The following is a 16,931-nucleotide window of genomic DNA, read 5'->3' on the forward strand; positions in this document are numbered from 1 at the left end:
GGGTTACTTCTCTCTCGAATAGAAGGGGAGCGTGGTGACGGTCGCGGGGATCCGCGTGCCGCGGACGTCGATGTCGAGCACGGTGCCCGGCTCGGCGTGGTCGGGGTGTACGTAGGCCATGGCGATCGGGTGCCCGAGGGTGGGCGACAGTGCCCCGCTCGTCACCTCGCCGACCGTCGTGTCGCCGGCGAGGACGCGGTAACCGGCACGACCGGCGCGACGCCCATCGGAGACGAGGGCGACGAGGACCGGTGCGCCGTCCGCCGGGCCTGCCTCGACGGCGTCGCGTCCGACGAACGTGCCGTGCTTCCCGAGCGCGACGACCCGGCCGAGTCCGGCCTGGACCGGCAGCATGTCCGGACCGAGTTCGTGGCCGTAGAGCGGCATGCCGGCTTCGAGGCGGAGCGTGTCGCGACTGGCGAGGCCGGCGGGGACCAGTCCGAGCGGTGTCCCGGCGGCGACGATGGCGTTCCACAGCTCGACGGAGTCGGCGGCGTCGACGTACAGCTCGAACCCGTCCTCGCCGGTGTAGCCGGTGCGCCCGATGAAGACCGTGCCGTTCTCGAAGGAGGCACCGGTCGCGCGGTAGTACTTCACCTCGTCGAGGGAGGGCAGCTCGTCCAGGATGTGGAGCCCCTCGGTCGCCTGGAGGATGGCGCGGGAGGCGGGCCCCTGGACGGCGATGAGCGCGATCTCGTCGCTGCGGTCCATGACGACCACGTGCTCGAACGCCGCGGCGCGCTCGGTGAGCGCTGCGACGACGGCGTCGTGGTTGCCCGCGTTCGCGACGACGAGGTACTCGTGCTCGCCGTTGCGGTAGACGACGAGGTCGTCGATGATGCCGCCGGCCTCGTTCAGCAGCAGGGAGTACTTGGCCTGGAGCAGGTCGATGGCGGACAGCTTGCCCGCGAGCGCCTGGTCGAGGAAGTCGGCTGCGTCGTCGCCCACGACCTGGATCTCGGCCATGTGGGAGATGTCGAAGATGCCGGCGGCGGTGCGGACGGCATGGTGCTCGGCGAGATCGCTCGAGTACCGCACGGGCATCTGCCATCCGGCGAAGTCCGTGAAACTCGCGCCGGCGGCTTCGTGGACGGCATGGAGCGGGCTGGTTCGTTCGAGGTCGGTCACGAGTTCTCCGGGGTCGCGTGGTGCGCTGCGGACACCTGACGGTGCCCGTTGGGAACTCCCCCTCTGTCATTGGCCTGAGAGCTTCACGAGTGCCGCTGCTGCGGACACTGCTTTCACCGTCGGCGAGCGCACCACGAACGTGCGCTGCTTTCCAGAGTGGCCAGTCCGATGCGGTACAGGACCTGAGAGATTGGCGGGGAGGCTTGCTCCTTCGGTGCCGGCGTACCGGCTCTCCCGCATCGTGTTTGCGGCCCGATGTTCGATTGAGCCGCCAGCATATCGCGAGTGGTCGCCTCGGCGCAGGACCTTGTTCGAGTCAGGTGTACACTAAGCCTGTAGCGAGTACAGGTCATTTCCACCTGAAGTGCCGCCCGTGCTCCGGAACCCGGAGACCCCATGCAGCGATCGACGACTCCCGTGGAGCAGACGGACCCGCAGGTCGGCCTCGCGGTCTCGACCGTCATCTTCACGCTCCGGGCAGACGACGGGTTCGGCGCGACCGATCCGGCACCCGGTATCTGGCTCCCGCTCGTCCGACGCATCCGTGAGCCCTACGACGGCCTCTGGGCACTGCCGGGTGGCCCGCTCGGTGCCGCGGAATCCCTCGCGGACGCGGCCTCGTCGACCCTGGAGACGACCACCTCCCTCCGTCCGCGGTACCTCGAGCAGCTCTACGCGTTCGGCGACCTCGACCGCTCTCCCGCCGAGCGGGTCGTCTCGATCGTCTACTGGGCGCTCGTCGGGTCCGACGAGGCGAAGCGCACGCGGCTCGGCCAGAACGTCCGCTGGTTCCCGGCCGACGCACTCCCCCCGTTGGCGTTCGACCACCGCGACATCGTCGAGTACGCCCTGTGGCGGCTCCGCAACAAGCTGGAGTACAGCCACATCGCGCACGCCTTCCTCGGGGAGACCTTCACCCTCTCCGAACTCCGGGAGGTGCACGAGGCGGTGTTGCAGAAGCAACTCGACCCCGCCAACTTCCGACGCCAGGTCGAGTCCTCCGGTCTCGTCCTGCAGACCGACGAACTCCGTACCGGTGGGCGCCACCGCCCGGCGCGGCTCTACCGGTGGACCCAGCCCGTCAACCGACCGGAGACCCCGTCGCCCGGCCGGTCGACGAGCCGCAGGCCCACGACGTCCACCCCGACCACCACCCGTCAGCAGTCCGAGGAGCCAGCATGACCATCACCGCGTCCGTCGACGATACCATCCAGCAGATCACCGAGGGTGCGTCCGACGGCGCGACCTGTGCGCCCGAACTCGCGGCCGGGCCCTGGGTGTTCGACCTGCAACCGCCGAGCTACGGCCCTGGAGCGTCGATGGGCGACGTCATCCCGACCGGTTCGCCTCGGCAAGGCCAGCTCCCGGCCGCCTACCGCGAGGCCTCGAACGATGAGCTCCACCGCCGCATCGTGGCCGCGAAGCAGACGCTCGGAGACCGTGTCGTGATCCTCGGACACTTCTACCAGCGCGACGAGGTGGTCCAGCACGCCGACTACATCGGCGACTCCTTCCAGCTCGCGAACGCGGCCAAGGCCCGCACCGAGGCCGAGGCGATCGTGTTCTGCGGCGTGCACTTCATGGCCGAGACCGCCGACCTGCTGTCCGGTCCCGAGCAGGCCGTGATCCTCCCGAACCTCGCCGCCGGATGCTCGATGGCCGACATGGCGGACATCGACCAGGTCGAGGAGGCGTGGGAGGCCCTCGAGGCGCTCTACGGGACCGAACCGGACGCCGACGGCCGGGTACCGGTCGTCCCCGTCACCTACATGAACTCCTCGGCGGCGCTCAAGGGCTTCTGCGGTCGGCACGGCGGGATCGTCTGCACGTCCAGCAACGCGGAGACGGTCCTGCGGTGGGCCTTCGAGCGGGGACAGCGGGTGCTGTTCTTCCCGGACCAGCACCTGGGTCGGAACACCGCCAAGAAGCTGGGGGTGCCACTCGAGCACATGCCGATGTGGAACCCGAACCGCCCGCTCGGCGGCAACGAGGCGACCGACCTGGAGCAGGCCGAGGTCATCCTGTGGCACGGCTTCTGCTCGGTGCACAAGCGGTTCACCGTCGATCAGATCGACCGCGCCCGGGCGCAGCACCCCGGCGTCCGGGTCATCGTGCACCCCGAGTGCCCGATGGCGGTCGTCGACGCGGCAGACGAAGCGGGGTCGACGGACTACATCCAGAAGGCCATCGCGGCGGCGCCGGACGGCACCACGTTCGCGATCGGCACCGAGATCAACATGGTGCAGCGCCTCGCCGCGCAGTACCCGCAGCACACGATCTTCTGCCTCGACGACGTGATCTGCCCCTGCTCGACGATGTACCGCATCCACCCCGGCTACCTGGCCTGGGTGCTCGAGGGACTCGTCGCGGGCGAGGTGCTCAACCGCATCACCGTGTCCGACGACGTGGCCGTCCCGGCGCGGCTGTCGCTCGAGCGCATGCTCGCCGCGAAGCCGCCGGTCGCCACCGGAACCCAGGCCGGCTGACATGGCGACGGTGCTCGTGGTCGGGAGCGGGATCGCCGGTCTCGTGGCCGCGATCCACGCGAGCGAACGGCACGACGTGGTGGTCGTCACCAAGGACGTCCTCGGCCAGAGCAATACGCGCTATGCCCAGGGCGGGATCGCCGGGGTCATGTTCGACGACGACCGCGTCGAGGACCACGTCCGGGACACGCTGCTGGCCGGCGCGGGGCTGTGCGACGAGGAGGCCGTGCGGGTGCTCTGCACCGAGGGGCCCGAACGGATCCGCGAGCTCATCGACTTCGGTGTGGCGTTCGACCGCGACGGCGACGCCTTCGCGAAGGGCCTCGAAGCGGCCCACTCCTACCCCCGGGTGCTCCACGCCGGCGGCGATGCGACCGGCGCGGCGATCGAGACGGCGCTCGTCGAGACGCTCGCAGCCCGGCGGGTCACCGTGCTGGAGCACACCGTTCTCGTCGACCTGGTGGTCACCGCCGGGACGGTGACCGGTGCGCACCTCCGGTCCTCCGAGCGCGGTGCGTTCACCGTCGACGCCGACCAGGTGATCCTCGCCACCGGCGGTGTCGGACAGCTCTACCCGTTCACGACCAACCCGGCGGTAGCGACGGGTGACGGCGCCGCTGCAGCACTCCGTGCCGGGGCGGTGCTGGCCGACGTGGAGTTCGTCCAGTTCCACCCGACCGCGCTCGCCGCACCCGGCAGTTTCCTCGTCTCCGAGGCCGTCCGCGGCGAGGGGGCCGTCCTCCGTGACGCGAACGGTGAACGCTTCATGCGGGCGCTCCACCCCGACGCCGAGCTGGCGCCCCGCGACGTGGTCGCCCGCGGGATCGCGCGGACCATGGCTGCGCAGGGTGGCGCGCCGGTGACGCTCGACGCGACCGCGCTCGGTGCGGACCGCCTCGCCGCACGCTTCCCGGGGATCGACGAGCATCTCAGAGCCTCCGGCGTGGACTGGTCGCGCACACCGGTCGCCGTCGCCCCTGCCGCACATTATTGGATGGGCGGCATCGCCACGGACCTCGACGGCCGGACCACCCTGCCCGGGCTCCTCGCCGTGGGCGAGGTCGCACGCACAGGCGTCCATGGTGCTAACCGCCTCGCCTCCAACTCGCTCCTCGAGGGTGCCGTCTTCGCGGCCCGCGCCGTCGCGGCGATCGATGCGGCACCGGGTCCGATCGCCGGTCGCCCGAGGCTCGGCGGTCAGCGGGTCGTCCTGGATCCCCGCGCGGCCGAAGGCGACCCCGGGCTTCCGGCGGATCCCGTCGAGCCCTTCAGCCGATCGGCGCTCCACACCGTGATGTGGCGGGACGCCGGGCTGGTCCGCGACACGTGTGGTCTCGAGCTCGCGCGCCGGACCCTGGACCGGTGGTCGACCGAACGCGACGAGGTCGTCACCGCACCGCGGTCGGTCGCGGCCGCCGAGGACCGCAACCTCCTGCTGCTCGCCCGGGCCGTGGTCGCCGCTGCCCTCGCCCGCACCGAGTCGCGCGGTGCCCACGCCAGGGACGACCATCCCGGTGTCGATCCCGATCAGGCGTCGCCGATCGCGATCGTCCTCGCCACCTCGGCCGCCGCGTCCCAGCCCACCACCCACCCATCCGTGAACGGAACCGTGCTCGCACCATGCTGACCCCACACCTCATCGACACCACCGTCACCGCGGCCCTCGTCGAGGACGCCCCGTGGGGTGACCTCACAGCGGCGACCCTCATCCCGGAGGACGCCACGGCCTCGGCCTCCCTGGCCGCTCGAGAGGCGGGCGTCTTCAGCGGCTCGGCCGTGTTCGAAGCGGCGTTCCGACTGACCGACCCACGCATCACGGTCGCGTTCCTCGTCGCCGACGGCGAACGGTTCGCCGCGGGCGACACCATCGCCATGGTGTCGGGTCCGGCGCGTGCCGTCCTGACCGCCGAGCGCGTCGCCCTGAACTTCGTCCAGCGGATGAGCGGCATCGCGACCATCACCGCGGCTTACGTCGACGCCGTGTCGGACACCCGCGCCCGCATCGTCGACACCCGGAAGACGACCCCGGGCCTGCGCGTCTTCGAGCGCCATGCGGTGCGATCGGGCGGCGGACACAACCACCGCCATTCGCTCTCCGACGCCGTCATGGTCAAGGACAACCACCTGGCGGTCCTCCTCGAGCGTGGGCTGACGGTCACCGAGGCGCTGCTGCGGGCCCGCGAGGAGCTCCCGCACACGACGACCATCGAGGTCGAGGTCGACCGCCTGGACCAGATCGAGGCGGTACTCGCGGCGGGCGTCGACACGATCATGCTCGACAACTTCACCGTCGACGAGCTCCGCGAGGGCGTCGCGCTGATCGCCGGCCGCGCCATCGTGGAGGCGAGCGGGAACGTGACGCTGTCGACGGTGCGAGCCATCGCGGAGACCGGTGTGGACGTCATCTCCTCCGGTGCCCTCACGCACAGTGTCCGCTCCCTCGACCTCGGACTCGACGTCTCGGTCGACTGAGATGCTCTACCTCGACAACGCGGCGACGACGCCGGTGCGCCCCGAGGTGCTCGAGGCGATGTGGCCGTACCTGACGAGCACCTTCGGCAACCCGTCGAGCCATCACACCGTCGGCGAGGCGGCGGCCGGAGCGTTACGGGACGCCCGGCGACGCGTCGCGACCGTGCTGGGCGTCCGACCTGGCGACGTGGTGTTCACCTCGGGTGGCACCGAAGCGGACAACCTCGCGGTCAAGGGCATCACTCTGGCGGCCCTCGAACGCGGACGCCATGTCGTCACCTCGCCGATCGAGCACGAGGCGGTCGCGGAATCGGTCGCATACCTCACGCGGTTCCACGGGGTCGAGGCGACCATCCTCCCGGTGGACGGGACCGGCCTGGTCGACCCGGCCGAACTCGCCGCGGCACTCCGGCCGGACACGGTGCTCGTCTCGGTGATGGCGGCCAACAACGAGATCGGCTCGGTCCAGGACCTGTCGGCGCTCGGAGCCGTCACGCGCGCCGCAGGCGTCCCGTTCCACACCGACGCCGTGCAGGCGGCAGGGTGGCTCCCCCTCGGACTCGACCGCCTCGGCGTGGACGCGCTGAGCCTCGCCGGTCACAAGCTCGGGGCGCCGAAGGGGGTCGGACTGCTCGCCGTTCGCGGGTCGCTGCCCCTGGAACCGCTCCTGCACGGTGGGGGGCAGGAACGCGGGCGCCGGAGCGGGACCGAACAGGTGGCCGCCGCCGTCGGGCTCGCGACGGCGCTGGAGCTCGCCGAGCGTGATCGGGTGGAAGCGGTCGACCGTGTCAGTGGATTGCGTGACGAGTTCATCGCGAGGGTCCTGAACGAGGTCCCGCGCGCTCGGTTGACGGGCCACCCCGAACGACGGCTGCCAGGTATCGCGTCGTTCGTGTTCCCCGGGACCTCGGGCGAGGCGGTCCTCCTCGAACTCGAACGGCGCGGCGTCGTCTCCTCGAGCGGCTCCGCGTGCGCCGCCGGCAGCGACGAGCCGTCGCCGGTCCTCCTCGCGATCGGCATCGGTCCGGAGGTCGCGCAGACCGCTGTGCGCTTCAGTTGGACCGCCGCCGTCACCGCGGCCGATCTGGACCGGACGGCGAGCGCCGTCGTCGCCTCGGTGGAGGCAGTCGCGGGTCTCCGCTGAACCCCACGACGACCGACCGGACGGATCCGGCCGCGCGCTCGGTGCCGGGTGTCCGATGCCGGGTGTCTGGCGGTGCCCGCCGACGGAGGCTGGGCTACGGTGGGATCCATGAGCACCGAGCAGGACGCGGCAGACCGCGCACGACGTCGACACGACAATGAGGACGCTGACGCCGTCACCCGGTTCCTCGCCGAGCGAGACCCGGAGTACGACCTCCACACGGAGCGTCTGGTCGACCCCGAGGAGGTCATCCTCAAGGACTGGCTGCCGCACGCGACCCCGACCGACGGTGGCGCCCCAGCCCCCTGAACGGGCCGTCGCACGCTCTAGCCGCCGATGCAGCGGAACACAAGTGGTTGCCGCGCAGGCATCGGTCCGTGAGGCTGGAATCGTGACCGACAGTCGGGATCAGAGACGGAGTTGACGATGGGATTCCTGGACAACGCCAAGGACGCTGCTGAGGCGACGGGCAAGAAGATCGGCGAGGCCGTCGACGACACCAAGGAGCGCATCAGCGACAAGCTGGACGAGGCCAAGGCCGACGCCAAGGTGAAGCAGGCGGAGGCCGACGTGAAGAAGGCCGAGGCCGAGCGCGACACCACCGAGGCGAAGAACGACTACAAGGAGCAGCTGCGCGACTGACGCGCCCTCTGAACGACGAGGACCCCGCCTGGCGAACGCCGCGGGGTCCTCGCTCATGTCCGGCGAGGGTCTCCACCGACGGCCCGGATGACGATCGCCGCTAGCGCTCGGTGACCTGGCCGGCCTCGACGACCCACCGCCGTTCGATCCGGACGGTGTCGAGCATGCGGCGGTCGTGGGTGACGAGCAGGAGTGTCCCGTCGTAGCTCTCGAGCGCCTCCTCGAGCTGTTCGATGGCGGCGAGGTCGAGGTGGTTCGTCGGCTCGTCCAAGACCAGCAGGTTGATCCCGGTGGCTTGGAGCACCGCGAGCCCGGCGCGGGTGCGCTCCCCCGGCGACAACTCGTCGACGGGCCGGTTCACGTGGTCGGCCTTCAACCCGAACTTCGCCAGCAGCGTCCTGACCTCTCCCGGACTGAGGTCGGGCACGATCGCCTCGAAGCGGTCGGCGAGCGGCTCCGGGCCGACGAGCAGTGAGCGGGCCTGGTCGATCTCGCCGATCCGCACACTGGAGCCGAGACTCGCGCTGCCCGCATCAGGTTCGCGGCGACCGAGCAGCGTCGCGAGCAGGGTGGACTTGCCGGCGCCGTTGGGCCCCGTGATGCCGATGCGATCGCCCACGTTCACCTGGAGGGACAGGGGGCCGAGCTGGAAGTCGCCCTGCCGGACGACGGCCTCGGAGAGCGTGGCGACGACCGTGCTCGAGCGCGGTGCGCTGCCGATCGTGAACTGCAGCTGCCACTCCTTGCGCGGTTCCTCCACCTCGTCCAGCCGGGCGATGCGGCTCTCCATCTGCCGGACCTTCTGAGCCTGCTTCTCCGAGGACTCCGCCGAGGCCTTCCGCCGGATCTTGTCGTTGTCGGGCGCCTTCTTCATCGCGTTCCGCACGCCCTGGCTGGACCACTCCCGCTGCACCCGGGCACGACCGATGAGGTCGGCCTTCTTGTCGGCGAACTCGTCGTAGGCGTCGCGGGCGTGCCGCCTGGCGACCTCGCGCTCCTCGAGGTAGGCCTCGTACCCGCCCCCGAAGACGCGGTTGCTCTGCTGCGCGAGGTCGAGTTCGAGGACGCGCGTGACGCAGCGGGCGAGGAACTCACGGTCGTGGCTGACGAGCACCACACCCCCGCGCAATCCCTGCACGAAGCGTTCGAGCCGCTCCAGACCGTCGAGGTCGAGGTCGTTGGTCGGTTCGTCGAGGAGGACGATGTCGAATCGCGACAGCAGCAGCGCCGCCAGTCCGACGCGAGCGGCCTGCCCGCCCGACAGTGAGGTCATCATCGTGGTCGTGACATCCGCGTCGAGGTCCAGCCCGAGGTCGGCGAGGACCGCGGGGATCCGCTCCTCGAGATCGGCCGCCCCGCTCGCCAACCAGCGGTCGAGGGCGGCGGAGTAGACGTCCGCGGGGTCCGTGCCCGCCTGCGGGGGTTCGGCGAGCGCCGCGGCGGCCGCATCCATCGCCTCGGTCGCCGCCGCACAGCCGGTGCGCCGGGCGATGTAGGCGGCGACGCTCTCGCCGACGACGCGCTCGTGTTCCTGCGGGAGCGCGCCCACGAAGGCGTCGGAGGGCGACAGCGTGATCGTGCCGGCCTGCGGTTCGAGCGAGCCGCCGAGGAGGTGCAGCAGCGTCGACTTCCCCGCGCCGTTCATCCCGACGACCCCGATGACGTCCCCCGGCGCCACCGTCAGGTCGAGGCCGTCGAAGAGCGTGCGGTGGCCGTGTCCTCCGGCCAGGCCCTGGGCCACGAGCGTTGCAGTCATGCTGCAATCGTCTCATTCGGAGCAGGCTTCGCCGAACGTTCATTCCGCGCCACGAGTCGGCGGAGTAGCGTATCGCACCGAGATAACGATTGGCTACGACAGGAGCGCTAGCTGACCGCGCGACCCCCGAAGGTGGTACACAGGGAACAGTTGCGGTTGATGTCGCCATTCTCGTTGGCTTCGCGCCCCTCCCACATGGAAGGGGCCCTGATGCGCCTCGAACTCTCCCCACTCGACCACAGCGCCAGACCCGGTCGCACTCGCCCACGGCTCTTCGCCGCAGCGGCAGTCGTGACCGTCGGACTCCTGACCATCGGTGCCGGACCGGCGAACGCCGCGACCACGATCGACGGCCCGATCAACCTGGGCACGGCAGCCAAGTACGGCGTGCTCGCAGGGTCGACCGTCACCAACACCGACTCCCCGACCACGATCAACGGCGACCTCGGGCTGAGCCCGGGGAGCGCCGTGACCAATTTCCCGCCAGGCATCGTCAACGGCGTCCAGGATGTGACCAACGAGGTCGCCGCCACCGCCAAGAACGATCTCCTCATCGCGATGGGTACCGCCTCCAGTCTCACTCCTGCCCCGCAGCAGGTCGGTGACCTCACCGGCCTGAACCTCGAGCCCGGCGTCTATGCAGGCGGGGAGATCTCCCTCACCGGCAACGTGACGCTCACCGGCACTGCAGAGTCCGTCTGGGTCTTCCAGGCCGCGAGCACGCTGGACACCGCCGTCGGCTCCTCGGTCACCCTCGTCGGCGGCGCGAGTGCTTGCAACGTGTTCTGGCGCGTGGGCAGCTCGGCCACGCTCCGCGGAGGCGCGCCCTTCGTCGGCACGATCCTCGCCGACGCGTCCATCTCCACACAATCGGGCACGGTCGTCGAGGGTCGCCTGCTCGCATCCACGGGTGCTGTGACGCTCGACAACACGGTCATCACCCGTCCTGCAGGTTGCGACGACGGCAGCGGCTCCGTCGTGACGACGAGCCCGGAGATCACCTCCGCTCCGCTCCCCGGCGGCACCGTCGGCACGACGTACGACAGCACGGTCACCTCGACCGGCAGCCCCGACGCGACGTACACCGTCACCTCAGGTGCCCTGCCCCCGGGACTCGTCCTCGACGGCGTGACCGGTGGCGTGACCGGTACGCCGACGACGCCCGGGACCTACACGGTGACCATCACCGCGAGTAACGGCACCGCACCCGACGACTCCATCGAATCGACGATCGTCATCACGGAGGCCGTCCCGCCGGGCACTCCGCAGGTCCCCGGTCAGCCGGCGGTTCCGGCCGGAGACATCACGAGGCTCCCCGACACCGGGTTCCAGGGATCCACGCTCGCGATCGTGGCCGGCTCCCTGCTCGGCCTCGGCCTGCTCGCGGGTGTCGCCTCGGTGATCGTGCGACGTCGTCGACGCGACCAGCTGGGTGGCTGACGCGACACTGGTCGGCAGCCTGACGCCGTGACCGTAGGCTGAGGGCATGGACCACAAGCAGCTGCGCTCCTTCGTCGCCTCCGCGGAGACCCTCCACTTCGCGAAGGCGGCCAAGGCGCTCGGTGTGCCGAGGAGCACCGTCGTCGCCGACGTCCGGAGGCTCGAGGAGAGCGTCGGAGCGGAACTGTTCGCCCGTGACGTGGAGTCCACGCAGCTGACGGACGCCGGCTACGCGTTCCTCATCGAGGCGCGTCGCCAGCTCGACGCCTCTGCGGCAGCGGCAGCGAAGTCGGCTCCCGCGCCGGGTGGCAAGGCCAAGGCGAACAAGGGCAAGGGTCGCGCGCCCAAGGTCAAGGGCGAGCCGCTCCCGTACAAGAAGCGCCAGGGTCGCTGAGCCGCACGCGCCGTCAGCGGTCCTGCGTCTCCGACGCGGACTCGACGACCCGCACCGACTCGCCTCGCCGCTCTGCCTCGGCCCTGGCCGTCCGCGCGATCGACACGAGCGTCTCGGCGGGGGTCGGCGCAGCCGAATCCACCGCGACGCCGACGTCGGCAGCGCCGGCGAAGCCGTCGAGCTGCTGCGTCACGGCCTCCCGGTAGCCGGCGGCGATCGGCGCCGCGAGGTCGTGCAGACCGGAGAGGCCGGTCGGCCCCGGTTCGACCGACGTGGCCACGAGGATCGTCCCGCTCCACACGCGGGTGCAGACGGACCCGGCCGGCAGCGCACGGAAGACCGCGGCGGCGAGCAGCGCCTCCAGCTCCCCCGCCGTCGCCATCCCGTAGGCTCGGCGGAGGTCGCCGTAGCCGTCGATGGCCACGACGAGGATCGCGAGACGACGATCGGACTGTTGCCCGTCGCGGAGTCGGGTCGCCTCGGCGATGAACGCGCGGCGCCCCACCGCGCGGACGCCCACCCGCTCCGAGGAGAGGCGCTGCTTGCGCTCCCAGGAGCGCAGGAGGACGAGGCCGACGGCGACCGCGACGACGAACACGAGGTTCATGTAGGTCACGATGGGCGTGCTGAACAGCCGCTCGAAGATCTCCGAGTGAGGACCCGCCGCGAGGTAGACCGCGAGGCGCACGGCGGTGAACACCGCGTGCAGGAGCATGACGACGACGAGCACCAGCGACGCCGGCGCCGTTCGCATGCGCCCCCGCCGTGCCTCGTACGCGACAAGCAGCGACAGCATGATGAGCGAGATGAGCCGGGCGATGGTACCGGCCCACTCCGGGTCGTCGGTGGGGTCGAGGACGGCGGAGATCGCCGTCACCCCGACGAAGAGGGTGCCGAGCAGCACGAGGCTGCGTCGACCGTTGAACAGCCGGCACCCGACCCAGAGAGCGGCGATCGAGGCGACCATGGCGGCGTTGGCGACGGCGACGATCCACACCGAGTCGCCGTTGAGCGTGGCGGCGAGATAGCTGACCGCCGAGAGCAGGGTGGTGGCGAATCCCGACATCCATGCTGCCAGGTGGCGTCCGGCTAGGGTTCGCGCGCTGTCGAGTCCGTAGAAGATACCGCACGCGGCGCAGACGATCACCGCCACCACCAGCATGCTCGCCAGATCGATCGTCACCCGTGGCCTCCCCCAGGCGCCCGTTCGGGTGGCGCCTCATCGAGCGTACCGCCGGAGCACGACCCCGCTGGCGGCTGGGGGCGTCGGAACCACCGGGGTGCTGAACGACGGTGACCCACTGTGCCACCATCGACCCATGCGTGAATCGCCCGATCGACCCGTCGCCGTCCGCGCGACGGCGTTCCGTGGCACGTCGAGATGGCGCCGACGGCCGCTGCGGTTCGTCGGCTACGACGCCCTCCTGCCGGACGGTTCCGTCTGGTTCGACGTGGATCTCGCCGCAGCCATGCCTGCCCACCCGGCGGATACCTCGACCCGCGAGACGAACGTGCACGACCGCTGCCCCGAGGTCGGTGCCGGTCCGTGGGTCGACGGGTTCGGGCGTGCCGTCGACGGGCCAGACGACGGCGGACCATCGCTGAGTGCGCGGCGCCGGGCGCGCCCGCGACCCGCCGGGCCATCCCGCCGCCGCCCATCGGCGAAGGTCGGCCGACGCTGGCGCACCGGGTTCGGCGTGGCAGCGCTCGGCCTCGGCGCCCTGCTCGTCATCGGCCCGCTCCGCGACACCCCTCTGGGCTTCCTCGGGGCGGTCAGCGCCCTCGCCGGGGTCGCCGCCCTCGCGGGCTTGGTCTCTCGCGCCAGACGGTGGTGGTGACGGTGCGCTACGTCGACCATGAACCGGGAATGTGGTTCCTCGTCGAGCAGGAGGGTTCGCTCTACCTCCACGCGAGATACAGCTACAGCGCCCTCATCGACGATTCCGCGCTCATCCGACTGAACGACACCGAGCTCGCCGCCTACCTCGCGGGCGACCACGATGTCCTGTCGGATCTCGCGACGCGTGTCCACAACAGCGCGCCCTATCGAGCTGAGTCGAAGTTCTTCAGCAGGGATCTGTACCGCAGCGCAGACGGCCCGCAGTATCGTGAAGCCGTCTCAGCGGCGATCGCCGATCACACGTGGATCGCGGAACAGCGGCGGAAGCGGTGACCACCACCGAGAACGCTCATTCCGTCGACTGGAGCGCCTGTCGACGACGGAACGTGCGCTTTCGACGAGCTAGACGTTGAACCTGAACTCCACGACGTCGCCGTCCTGCATGACGTAGTCCTTGCCCTCCATGCGGGCCTTGCCCTTGGAGCGGGCCTCGGCGACGGAGCCGGTCTCGACGAGGTCGTCGAAGGAGATGACCTCGGCCTTGATGAAGCCCTTCTCGAAGTCCGTGTGGATGACGCCGGCCGCCTGGGGCGCCTTGGCACCCTGCGGGATCGTCCACGCGCGCGACTCCTTCGGGCCCGCCGTGAGGTAGGTCTGCAGGCCGAGCGTCGCGAAACCGATGCGTGCGAGCTGGTCGAGGCCGGACTCGGTCTGGCCGGTCGACTCGAGCATCTCGCGGGCGTCGTCCTCGTCGAGGTCGACGAGCTCCGACTCGAGCTTCGCATCGAGGAAGACGGCCTTCGCCGGCGCCACGAGCGCGGCCAGCTCGTCGAGCTTCGCCTGGTCCTGGAGGACCTCCTCGTCGACGTTGAAGACGTAGATGAACGGCTTGGCCGTGAGGAGACCGAGCTCCTTGATGGGCGCGAGGTCGATCTTCGTCGCCGAGAGCGGGGTGCCAGCGTTCAGCGCGTCCTGCGCCTCCTTCGCCGCCGCGAGGACGGAGGGGTCGAGCTTCTTGCCCTTGACCTCCTTCTCGAACCGGGTTACCGCCTTCTCGAGCGTCTCGAGGTCGGCGAGGATGAGCTCGGTGTTGATGGTCTCCATGTCGGAGGCCGGGTTCACGTCGCCGTCGACGTGCACGACGTCGGGGTCGGCGAAGCCGCGCACGACCTGCGCGATGGCGTCGGCCTCGCGGATGTTCGCGAGGAACTTGTTGCCGAGCCCCTCCCCCTCGCTCGCGCCCTTGACGATGCCGGCGATGTCGACGAAGGACACCGCGGCGGGCAGGATGCGCTCGCTGCCGAAGATCTCCGCGAGCTTGCCGAGCCGGGCGTCGGGCAATTCGACCACGCCGACGTTCGGCTCGATCGTCGCGAACGGATAGTTCGCTGCGAGCACGTTGTTGCGCGTGAGCGCGTTGAACAGGGTGGACTTGCCGACGTTGGGCAGGCCGACGATGCCGAGAGTAAGAGCCACGAGGGTCTATCGTACTTGGCCGCGCGTCCCCGTGGGTCGCGCCTCCGCTCCGGGCACGGATCGGCACGGTCGATCGAGCGGCGTGCGGCGTGCCACCCGGGCGGTGTCGGACGCTGGTGCGAGGGTGAGGACGTGCCACTGGATTTCACCGCCATCGACTTCGAGACCGCGAACTCGTCATCCGCCTCCGCCTGCAGCGTGGGCCTCGTCAGGGTCCGAGACGGCATCGTCGTCGACCGCGCGGGCTGGCTCATCCAGCCCCCTGCCGGACACGACGCGTTCCTCGAGTGGAACACGCGCATCCACGGGATCGTCGCGACCGACGTCCTCGGTGCGCCCGGTTGGGCGGACCAGCTCGACACCCTCCTCGACTTCGCCCAGGGTGACGCGCTCGTCGCACACAACGCCGGCTTCGACATGGGCGTCATCCGCGGTGGTTGCGCCGCCACGGGCCTCGACTGCCCCGACCTCAGCTACCTGTGCAGCCTCAACGTCGCCCGCAAGACGTATCAGCTCGACTCCTACCGACTTCCGGTGGCCGCTCTCGCCGCCGGGTTCGACGACTTCCAGCACCACGACGCCACCGGCGACGCCGAGGCCTCCGCGCACATCATCATCCACGCTGCCGCCCGCCACGGCGCCTCCTCGATCGCCGAACTCGCGCAGCTCACGAGCGTGAAGATCGGCCGGATCGGGACGGCCGTCGCCGCCTGAGCCCGCGGTCGCCGCGCGGCCTCCGAGCGATGTCGGCGGCCCGCGACACACTGAGGGCATGGACAGCGCACTCGCCCTCGGGATCGGCCTCCTCATCGGACTCGTCATCGGCGCAGCCGTGGCAGTCCTCCTGCTGCAGCGGCGCACCGGCACGGGATCGGTCGACCCGGCGCTGCTCGAGGCCAGGCACACCGCCCAGCTCGCCGACCTCCGTGGCCAGCAGGCGCAGCTCCTCGCCGACGCCTCCGCGAAGGAGGCGGAACTCCGCGCCGCACTGCGCGCCGAACTCGCCGCCCTCGACGCCACAGCCGACGGTCTCGGGCGTGAGCTGAACGCCCAGCGCGAGCAGTACCGCGAGCTCGCCGAACGCCACCGCGCCGACGCCGAACGACGATTGCGCCAGGAACACGAGGAGAGTCAGGTCCTGCAGGCCCTCGCGCCCGTGCAGCACAGCCTCGAACACATGCAGGCGAAGGTCGCGGAACTCGAGCAGCAGCGCAGCCGACAGCACGGCGAGCTCGCACAACAACTGAAGACGGCTTCGGAGTCCGAGGAACGCCTGCGGTCCACGACGGAGTCGCTCGCCTCGGCGCTCCGGAACAACGCGACCCGCGGCGTCTGGGGTGAGACCCAGCTCCGCAACGTCGTCGAAGCCGCGGGCCTCACACAACGCGTCGACTTCGACCTGCAGTCGAGCATCACCTCCGACAACGGCGTCGGCCGACCCGACATGGTCGTGCGGCTCCCCGGCGGCAAGTCGATCGCGGTCGACGCGAAGGTGCCGTTCGCGCAGTACCTCGAAGCCAGCACCATCCCCGTCACCGCGACGGGCGAGGAGGCCGCGCGACGCACCGCCCTCCTCGCGCAGCACGTGAAGGCCGTGCGGTCGCATGTCGACGCCCTCGCGGCGAAGGGGTACTGGCGCGGCCTCGAGTCGAGCCCGGAGTTCGTCATCTGCTTCATCCCGAGCGAGTCGCTCCTCGCCGCAGCGCTCGAGGCCGACGCGAGCCTGCTCGACTACGCCTTCGGCAAACGGGTCGCCCTCACCTCCCCCGTCAACCTGTGGGCGGTCCTCAAGACGGTCGCGTTCACCTGGCAGCAGGACGTCCTCACCGAGGACGCGAAGCGACTGTTCGACCTCGGCAAGGAGCTCTACCAGCGGCTCTCGACGCTGTCGGACCACGCCGACCGCCTGCGCCGTTCGATCGAGAGCACGGTCACCAACTACAACCAGTTCGCCTCGTCGTTCGAGACCCGCGTGCTCGTCACGGCGCGCAAGCTCGACGCCCTCGACGAGGCGACGGTCATCGGTCAGGTGAGCCAGAGCGACGCCTCACCGAAGCGCCTCACCGCACCGGAGGCGCAGCCCTCGCCGGAGCCGTCCGATGCCGAGCCGAGCGAGCTGGAGGCCCGGCTCGCGCACCGGCTCCAGGACTGAC

At 70.6% G+C, this 16,931-nt stretch carries 17 protein-coding genes and 2 riboswitches; of the genes, 13 read left to right on the forward strand and 4 right to left on the reverse strand.

The window, feature by feature from the left end; all coding sequences use genetic code 11:
• Positions 1–3: 3 nt before the first annotated feature.
• On the reverse strand, positions 4–1,128 hold the full coding sequence (gene gcvT / locus QRN44_RS12765) for a glycine cleavage system aminomethyltransferase GcvT (protein ID WP_285039300.1): 1,125 nt from the start codon (positions 1,126–1,128) through the stop codon (positions 4–6).
• Positions 1,129–1,184: 56 nt separating this feature from the next.
• Positions 1,185–1,288, reverse strand: a riboswitch (glycine riboswitch).
• Between the two features lies 1 nt (position 1,289).
• Positions 1,290–1,375: riboswitch (glycine riboswitch) on the reverse strand.
• A gap of 149 nt (positions 1,376–1,524) precedes the next feature.
• Here gcvT and QRN44_RS12770 point away from each other — a divergent pair.
• The 7 genes from QRN44_RS12770 to QRN44_RS12800 all read left to right on the forward strand — a co-directional run bounded on the left by QRN44_RS12770 (position 1,525) and on the right by QRN44_RS12800 (position 7,872).
• The gene (locus QRN44_RS12770; RefSeq protein WP_079002083.1) at positions 1,525–2,310 is read left to right on the forward strand and encodes an NUDIX hydrolase; all 786 of its coding nucleotides are present in this window, start codon (positions 1,525–1,527) and stop codon (positions 2,308–2,310) included.
• Positions 2,307–3,614, forward strand: coding sequence for a quinolinate synthase NadA (nadA, locus tag QRN44_RS12775; protein ID WP_285039301.1), 1,308 nt, complete (start codon positions 2,307–2,309; stop codon positions 3,612–3,614). The genes QRN44_RS12770 and nadA overlap by 4 nt, the downstream gene beginning before the upstream one ends.
• 1 nt (position 3,615) lies before the next feature.
• Complete coding sequence (gene nadB, locus QRN44_RS12780; protein WP_285039302.1) at positions 3,616–5,241, forward strand: L-aspartate oxidase; 1,626 nt, start codon at positions 3,616–3,618, stop codon at positions 5,239–5,241.
• Complete coding sequence (nadC, locus tag QRN44_RS12785) at positions 5,235–6,086, forward strand: carboxylating nicotinate-nucleotide diphosphorylase (RefSeq protein ID WP_079002077.1); 852 nt, start codon at positions 5,235–5,237, stop codon at positions 6,084–6,086. The genes nadB and nadC overlap by 7 nt, the downstream gene beginning before the upstream one ends.
• A gap of 1 nt (position 6,087) precedes the next feature.
• Positions 6,088–7,230, forward strand: coding sequence for a cysteine desulfurase family protein (locus QRN44_RS12790; RefSeq protein ID WP_285039304.1), 1,143 nt, complete (start codon positions 6,088–6,090; stop codon positions 7,228–7,230).
• A gap of 108 nt (positions 7,231–7,338) precedes the next feature.
• Entirely contained in the window at positions 7,339–7,539 is a 201-nt protein-coding gene (locus QRN44_RS12795; protein ID WP_064296429.1) for a hypothetical protein, read from the forward strand.
• A gap of 117 nt (positions 7,540–7,656) precedes the next feature.
• Positions 7,657–7,872, forward strand: a complete 216-nt coding sequence (locus QRN44_RS12800; RefSeq protein WP_064296430.1) for a hypothetical protein — start codon at positions 7,657–7,659, stop codon at positions 7,870–7,872.
• A 100-nt stretch (positions 7,873–7,972) separates the two neighbouring features.
• Here QRN44_RS12800 and QRN44_RS12805 read toward each other — a convergent pair whose 3' ends face one another.
• The gene (locus QRN44_RS12805; protein ID WP_285039305.1) at positions 7,973–9,628 is read right to left on the reverse strand and encodes an ABC-F family ATP-binding cassette domain-containing protein; all 1,656 of its coding nucleotides are present in this window, start codon (positions 9,626–9,628) and stop codon (positions 7,973–7,975) included.
• Positions 9,629–9,838: 210 nt separating this feature from the next.
• Between QRN44_RS12805 and QRN44_RS12810 the strand changes: the two genes are divergently transcribed.
• Together QRN44_RS12810 and QRN44_RS12815 are read left to right on the forward strand one after the other, a co-directional pair.
• A complete protein-coding gene (locus QRN44_RS12810) occupies positions 9,839–11,068 on the forward strand; it encodes an ice-binding family protein (protein ID WP_285039306.1) in 1,230 nt (409 codons plus the stop codon).
• Positions 11,069–11,114: 46 nt separating this feature from the next.
• Positions 11,115–11,462 (forward strand): LysR family transcriptional regulator, encoded by a 348-nt coding sequence (locus QRN44_RS12815; protein WP_071261055.1) that lies wholly within the window; start codon positions 11,115–11,117, stop codon positions 11,460–11,462.
• A 13-nt stretch (positions 11,463–11,475) separates the two neighbouring features.
• Here QRN44_RS12815 and QRN44_RS12820 read toward each other — a convergent pair whose 3' ends face one another.
• Positions 11,476–12,645 carry a hypothetical protein gene (locus QRN44_RS12820; protein ID WP_285039307.1) on the reverse strand — a complete coding sequence of 390 codons (1,170 nt, stop codon included), beginning with the start codon at positions 12,643–12,645 and terminating at the stop codon, positions 11,476–11,478.
• Between the two features lie 136 nt (positions 12,646–12,781).
• Between QRN44_RS12820 and QRN44_RS12825 the strand changes: the two genes are divergently transcribed.
• Together QRN44_RS12825 and QRN44_RS12830 are read left to right on the forward strand one after the other, a co-directional pair.
• Positions 12,782–13,300, forward strand: a complete 519-nt coding sequence (locus QRN44_RS12825; protein ID WP_285039308.1) for a hypothetical protein — start codon at positions 12,782–12,784, stop codon at positions 13,298–13,300.
• A complete protein-coding gene (locus QRN44_RS12830; protein ID WP_285039309.1) occupies positions 13,297–13,635 on the forward strand; it encodes a hypothetical protein in 339 nt (112 codons plus the stop codon). Before QRN44_RS12825 ends, QRN44_RS12830 begins: the two co-directional genes overlap by 4 nt.
• A gap of 69 nt (positions 13,636–13,704) precedes the next feature.
• On the opposite strand, the gene ychF is transcribed toward QRN44_RS12830, so the two are convergent.
• Entirely contained in the window at positions 13,705–14,778 is a 1,074-nt protein-coding gene (gene ychF, locus QRN44_RS12835) for a redox-regulated ATPase YchF (protein ID WP_064296436.1), read from the reverse strand.
• 132 nt (positions 14,779–14,910) lie between these two features.
• On the opposite strand from ychF, the gene QRN44_RS12840 reads away from it, so the two are divergent.
• Both QRN44_RS12840 and QRN44_RS12845 read left to right on the forward strand, forming a co-directional pair.
• Positions 14,911–15,492, forward strand: a complete 582-nt coding sequence (locus QRN44_RS12840; protein ID WP_064296572.1) for an exonuclease domain-containing protein — start codon at positions 14,911–14,913, stop codon at positions 15,490–15,492.
• A 58-nt stretch (positions 15,493–15,550) separates the two neighbouring features.
• Complete coding sequence (locus tag QRN44_RS12845; RefSeq protein WP_285039310.1) at positions 15,551–16,930, forward strand: DNA recombination protein RmuC; 1,380 nt, start codon at positions 15,551–15,553, stop codon at positions 16,928–16,930.
• The last annotated feature ends 1 nt before the right edge of the window (position 16,931 follow it).

The organism is Plantibacter sp. lyk4-40-MEA-4, from assembly GCF_030209415.1.
Classification (GTDB): Bacteria; Actinomycetota; Actinomycetes; order Actinomycetales; family Microbacteriaceae; genus Plantibacter; species Plantibacter flavus_A.

What these genes read in the sequence shown, in the direction of transcription:
- QRN44_RS12770 (WP_079002083.1), top strand. Translation starts at nt 1,525, where the DNA reads ATGCAGCGATCGACGACTCCCGTGGAGCAGACGGACCCGCAGGTCGGC.
- nadA (WP_285039301.1), top strand. Translation starts at nt 2,307, where the DNA reads ATGACCATCACCGCGTCCGTCGACGATACCATCCAGCAGATCACCGAG.
- nadB (WP_285039302.1), top strand. Translation starts at nt 3,616, where the DNA reads ATGGCGACGGTGCTCGTGGTCGGGAGCGGGATCGCCGGTCTCGTGGCC.
- nadC (WP_079002077.1), top strand. Translation starts at nt 5,235, where the DNA reads ATGCTGACCCCACACCTCATCGACACCACCGTCACCGCGGCCCTCGTC.
- QRN44_RS12790 (WP_285039304.1), top strand. Translation starts at nt 6,088, where the DNA reads ATGCTCTACCTCGACAACGCGGCGACGACGCCGGTGCGCCCCGAGGTG.
- QRN44_RS12795 (WP_064296429.1), top strand. Translation starts at nt 7,339, where the DNA reads ATGAGCACCGAGCAGGACGCGGCAGACCGCGCACGACGTCGACACGAC.
- QRN44_RS12800 (WP_064296430.1), top strand. Translation starts at nt 7,657, where the DNA reads ATGGGATTCCTGGACAACGCCAAGGACGCTGCTGAGGCGACGGGCAAG.
- QRN44_RS12805 (WP_285039305.1), bottom strand. Translation starts at nt 9,628, where the DNA reads ATGACTGCAACGCTCGTGGCCCAGGGCCTGGCCGGAGGACACGGCCAC.
- QRN44_RS12810 (WP_285039306.1), top strand. Translation starts at nt 9,839, where the DNA reads ATGCGCCTCGAACTCTCCCCACTCGACCACAGCGCCAGACCCGGTCGC.
- QRN44_RS12815 (WP_071261055.1), top strand. Translation starts at nt 11,115, where the DNA reads ATGGACCACAAGCAGCTGCGCTCCTTCGTCGCCTCCGCGGAGACCCTC.
- QRN44_RS12825 (WP_285039308.1), top strand. Translation starts at nt 12,782, where the DNA reads ATGCGTGAATCGCCCGATCGACCCGTCGCCGTCCGCGCGACGGCGTTC.
- QRN44_RS12845 (WP_285039310.1), top strand. Translation starts at nt 15,551, where the DNA reads ATGGACAGCGCACTCGCCCTCGGGATCGGCCTCCTCATCGGACTCGTC.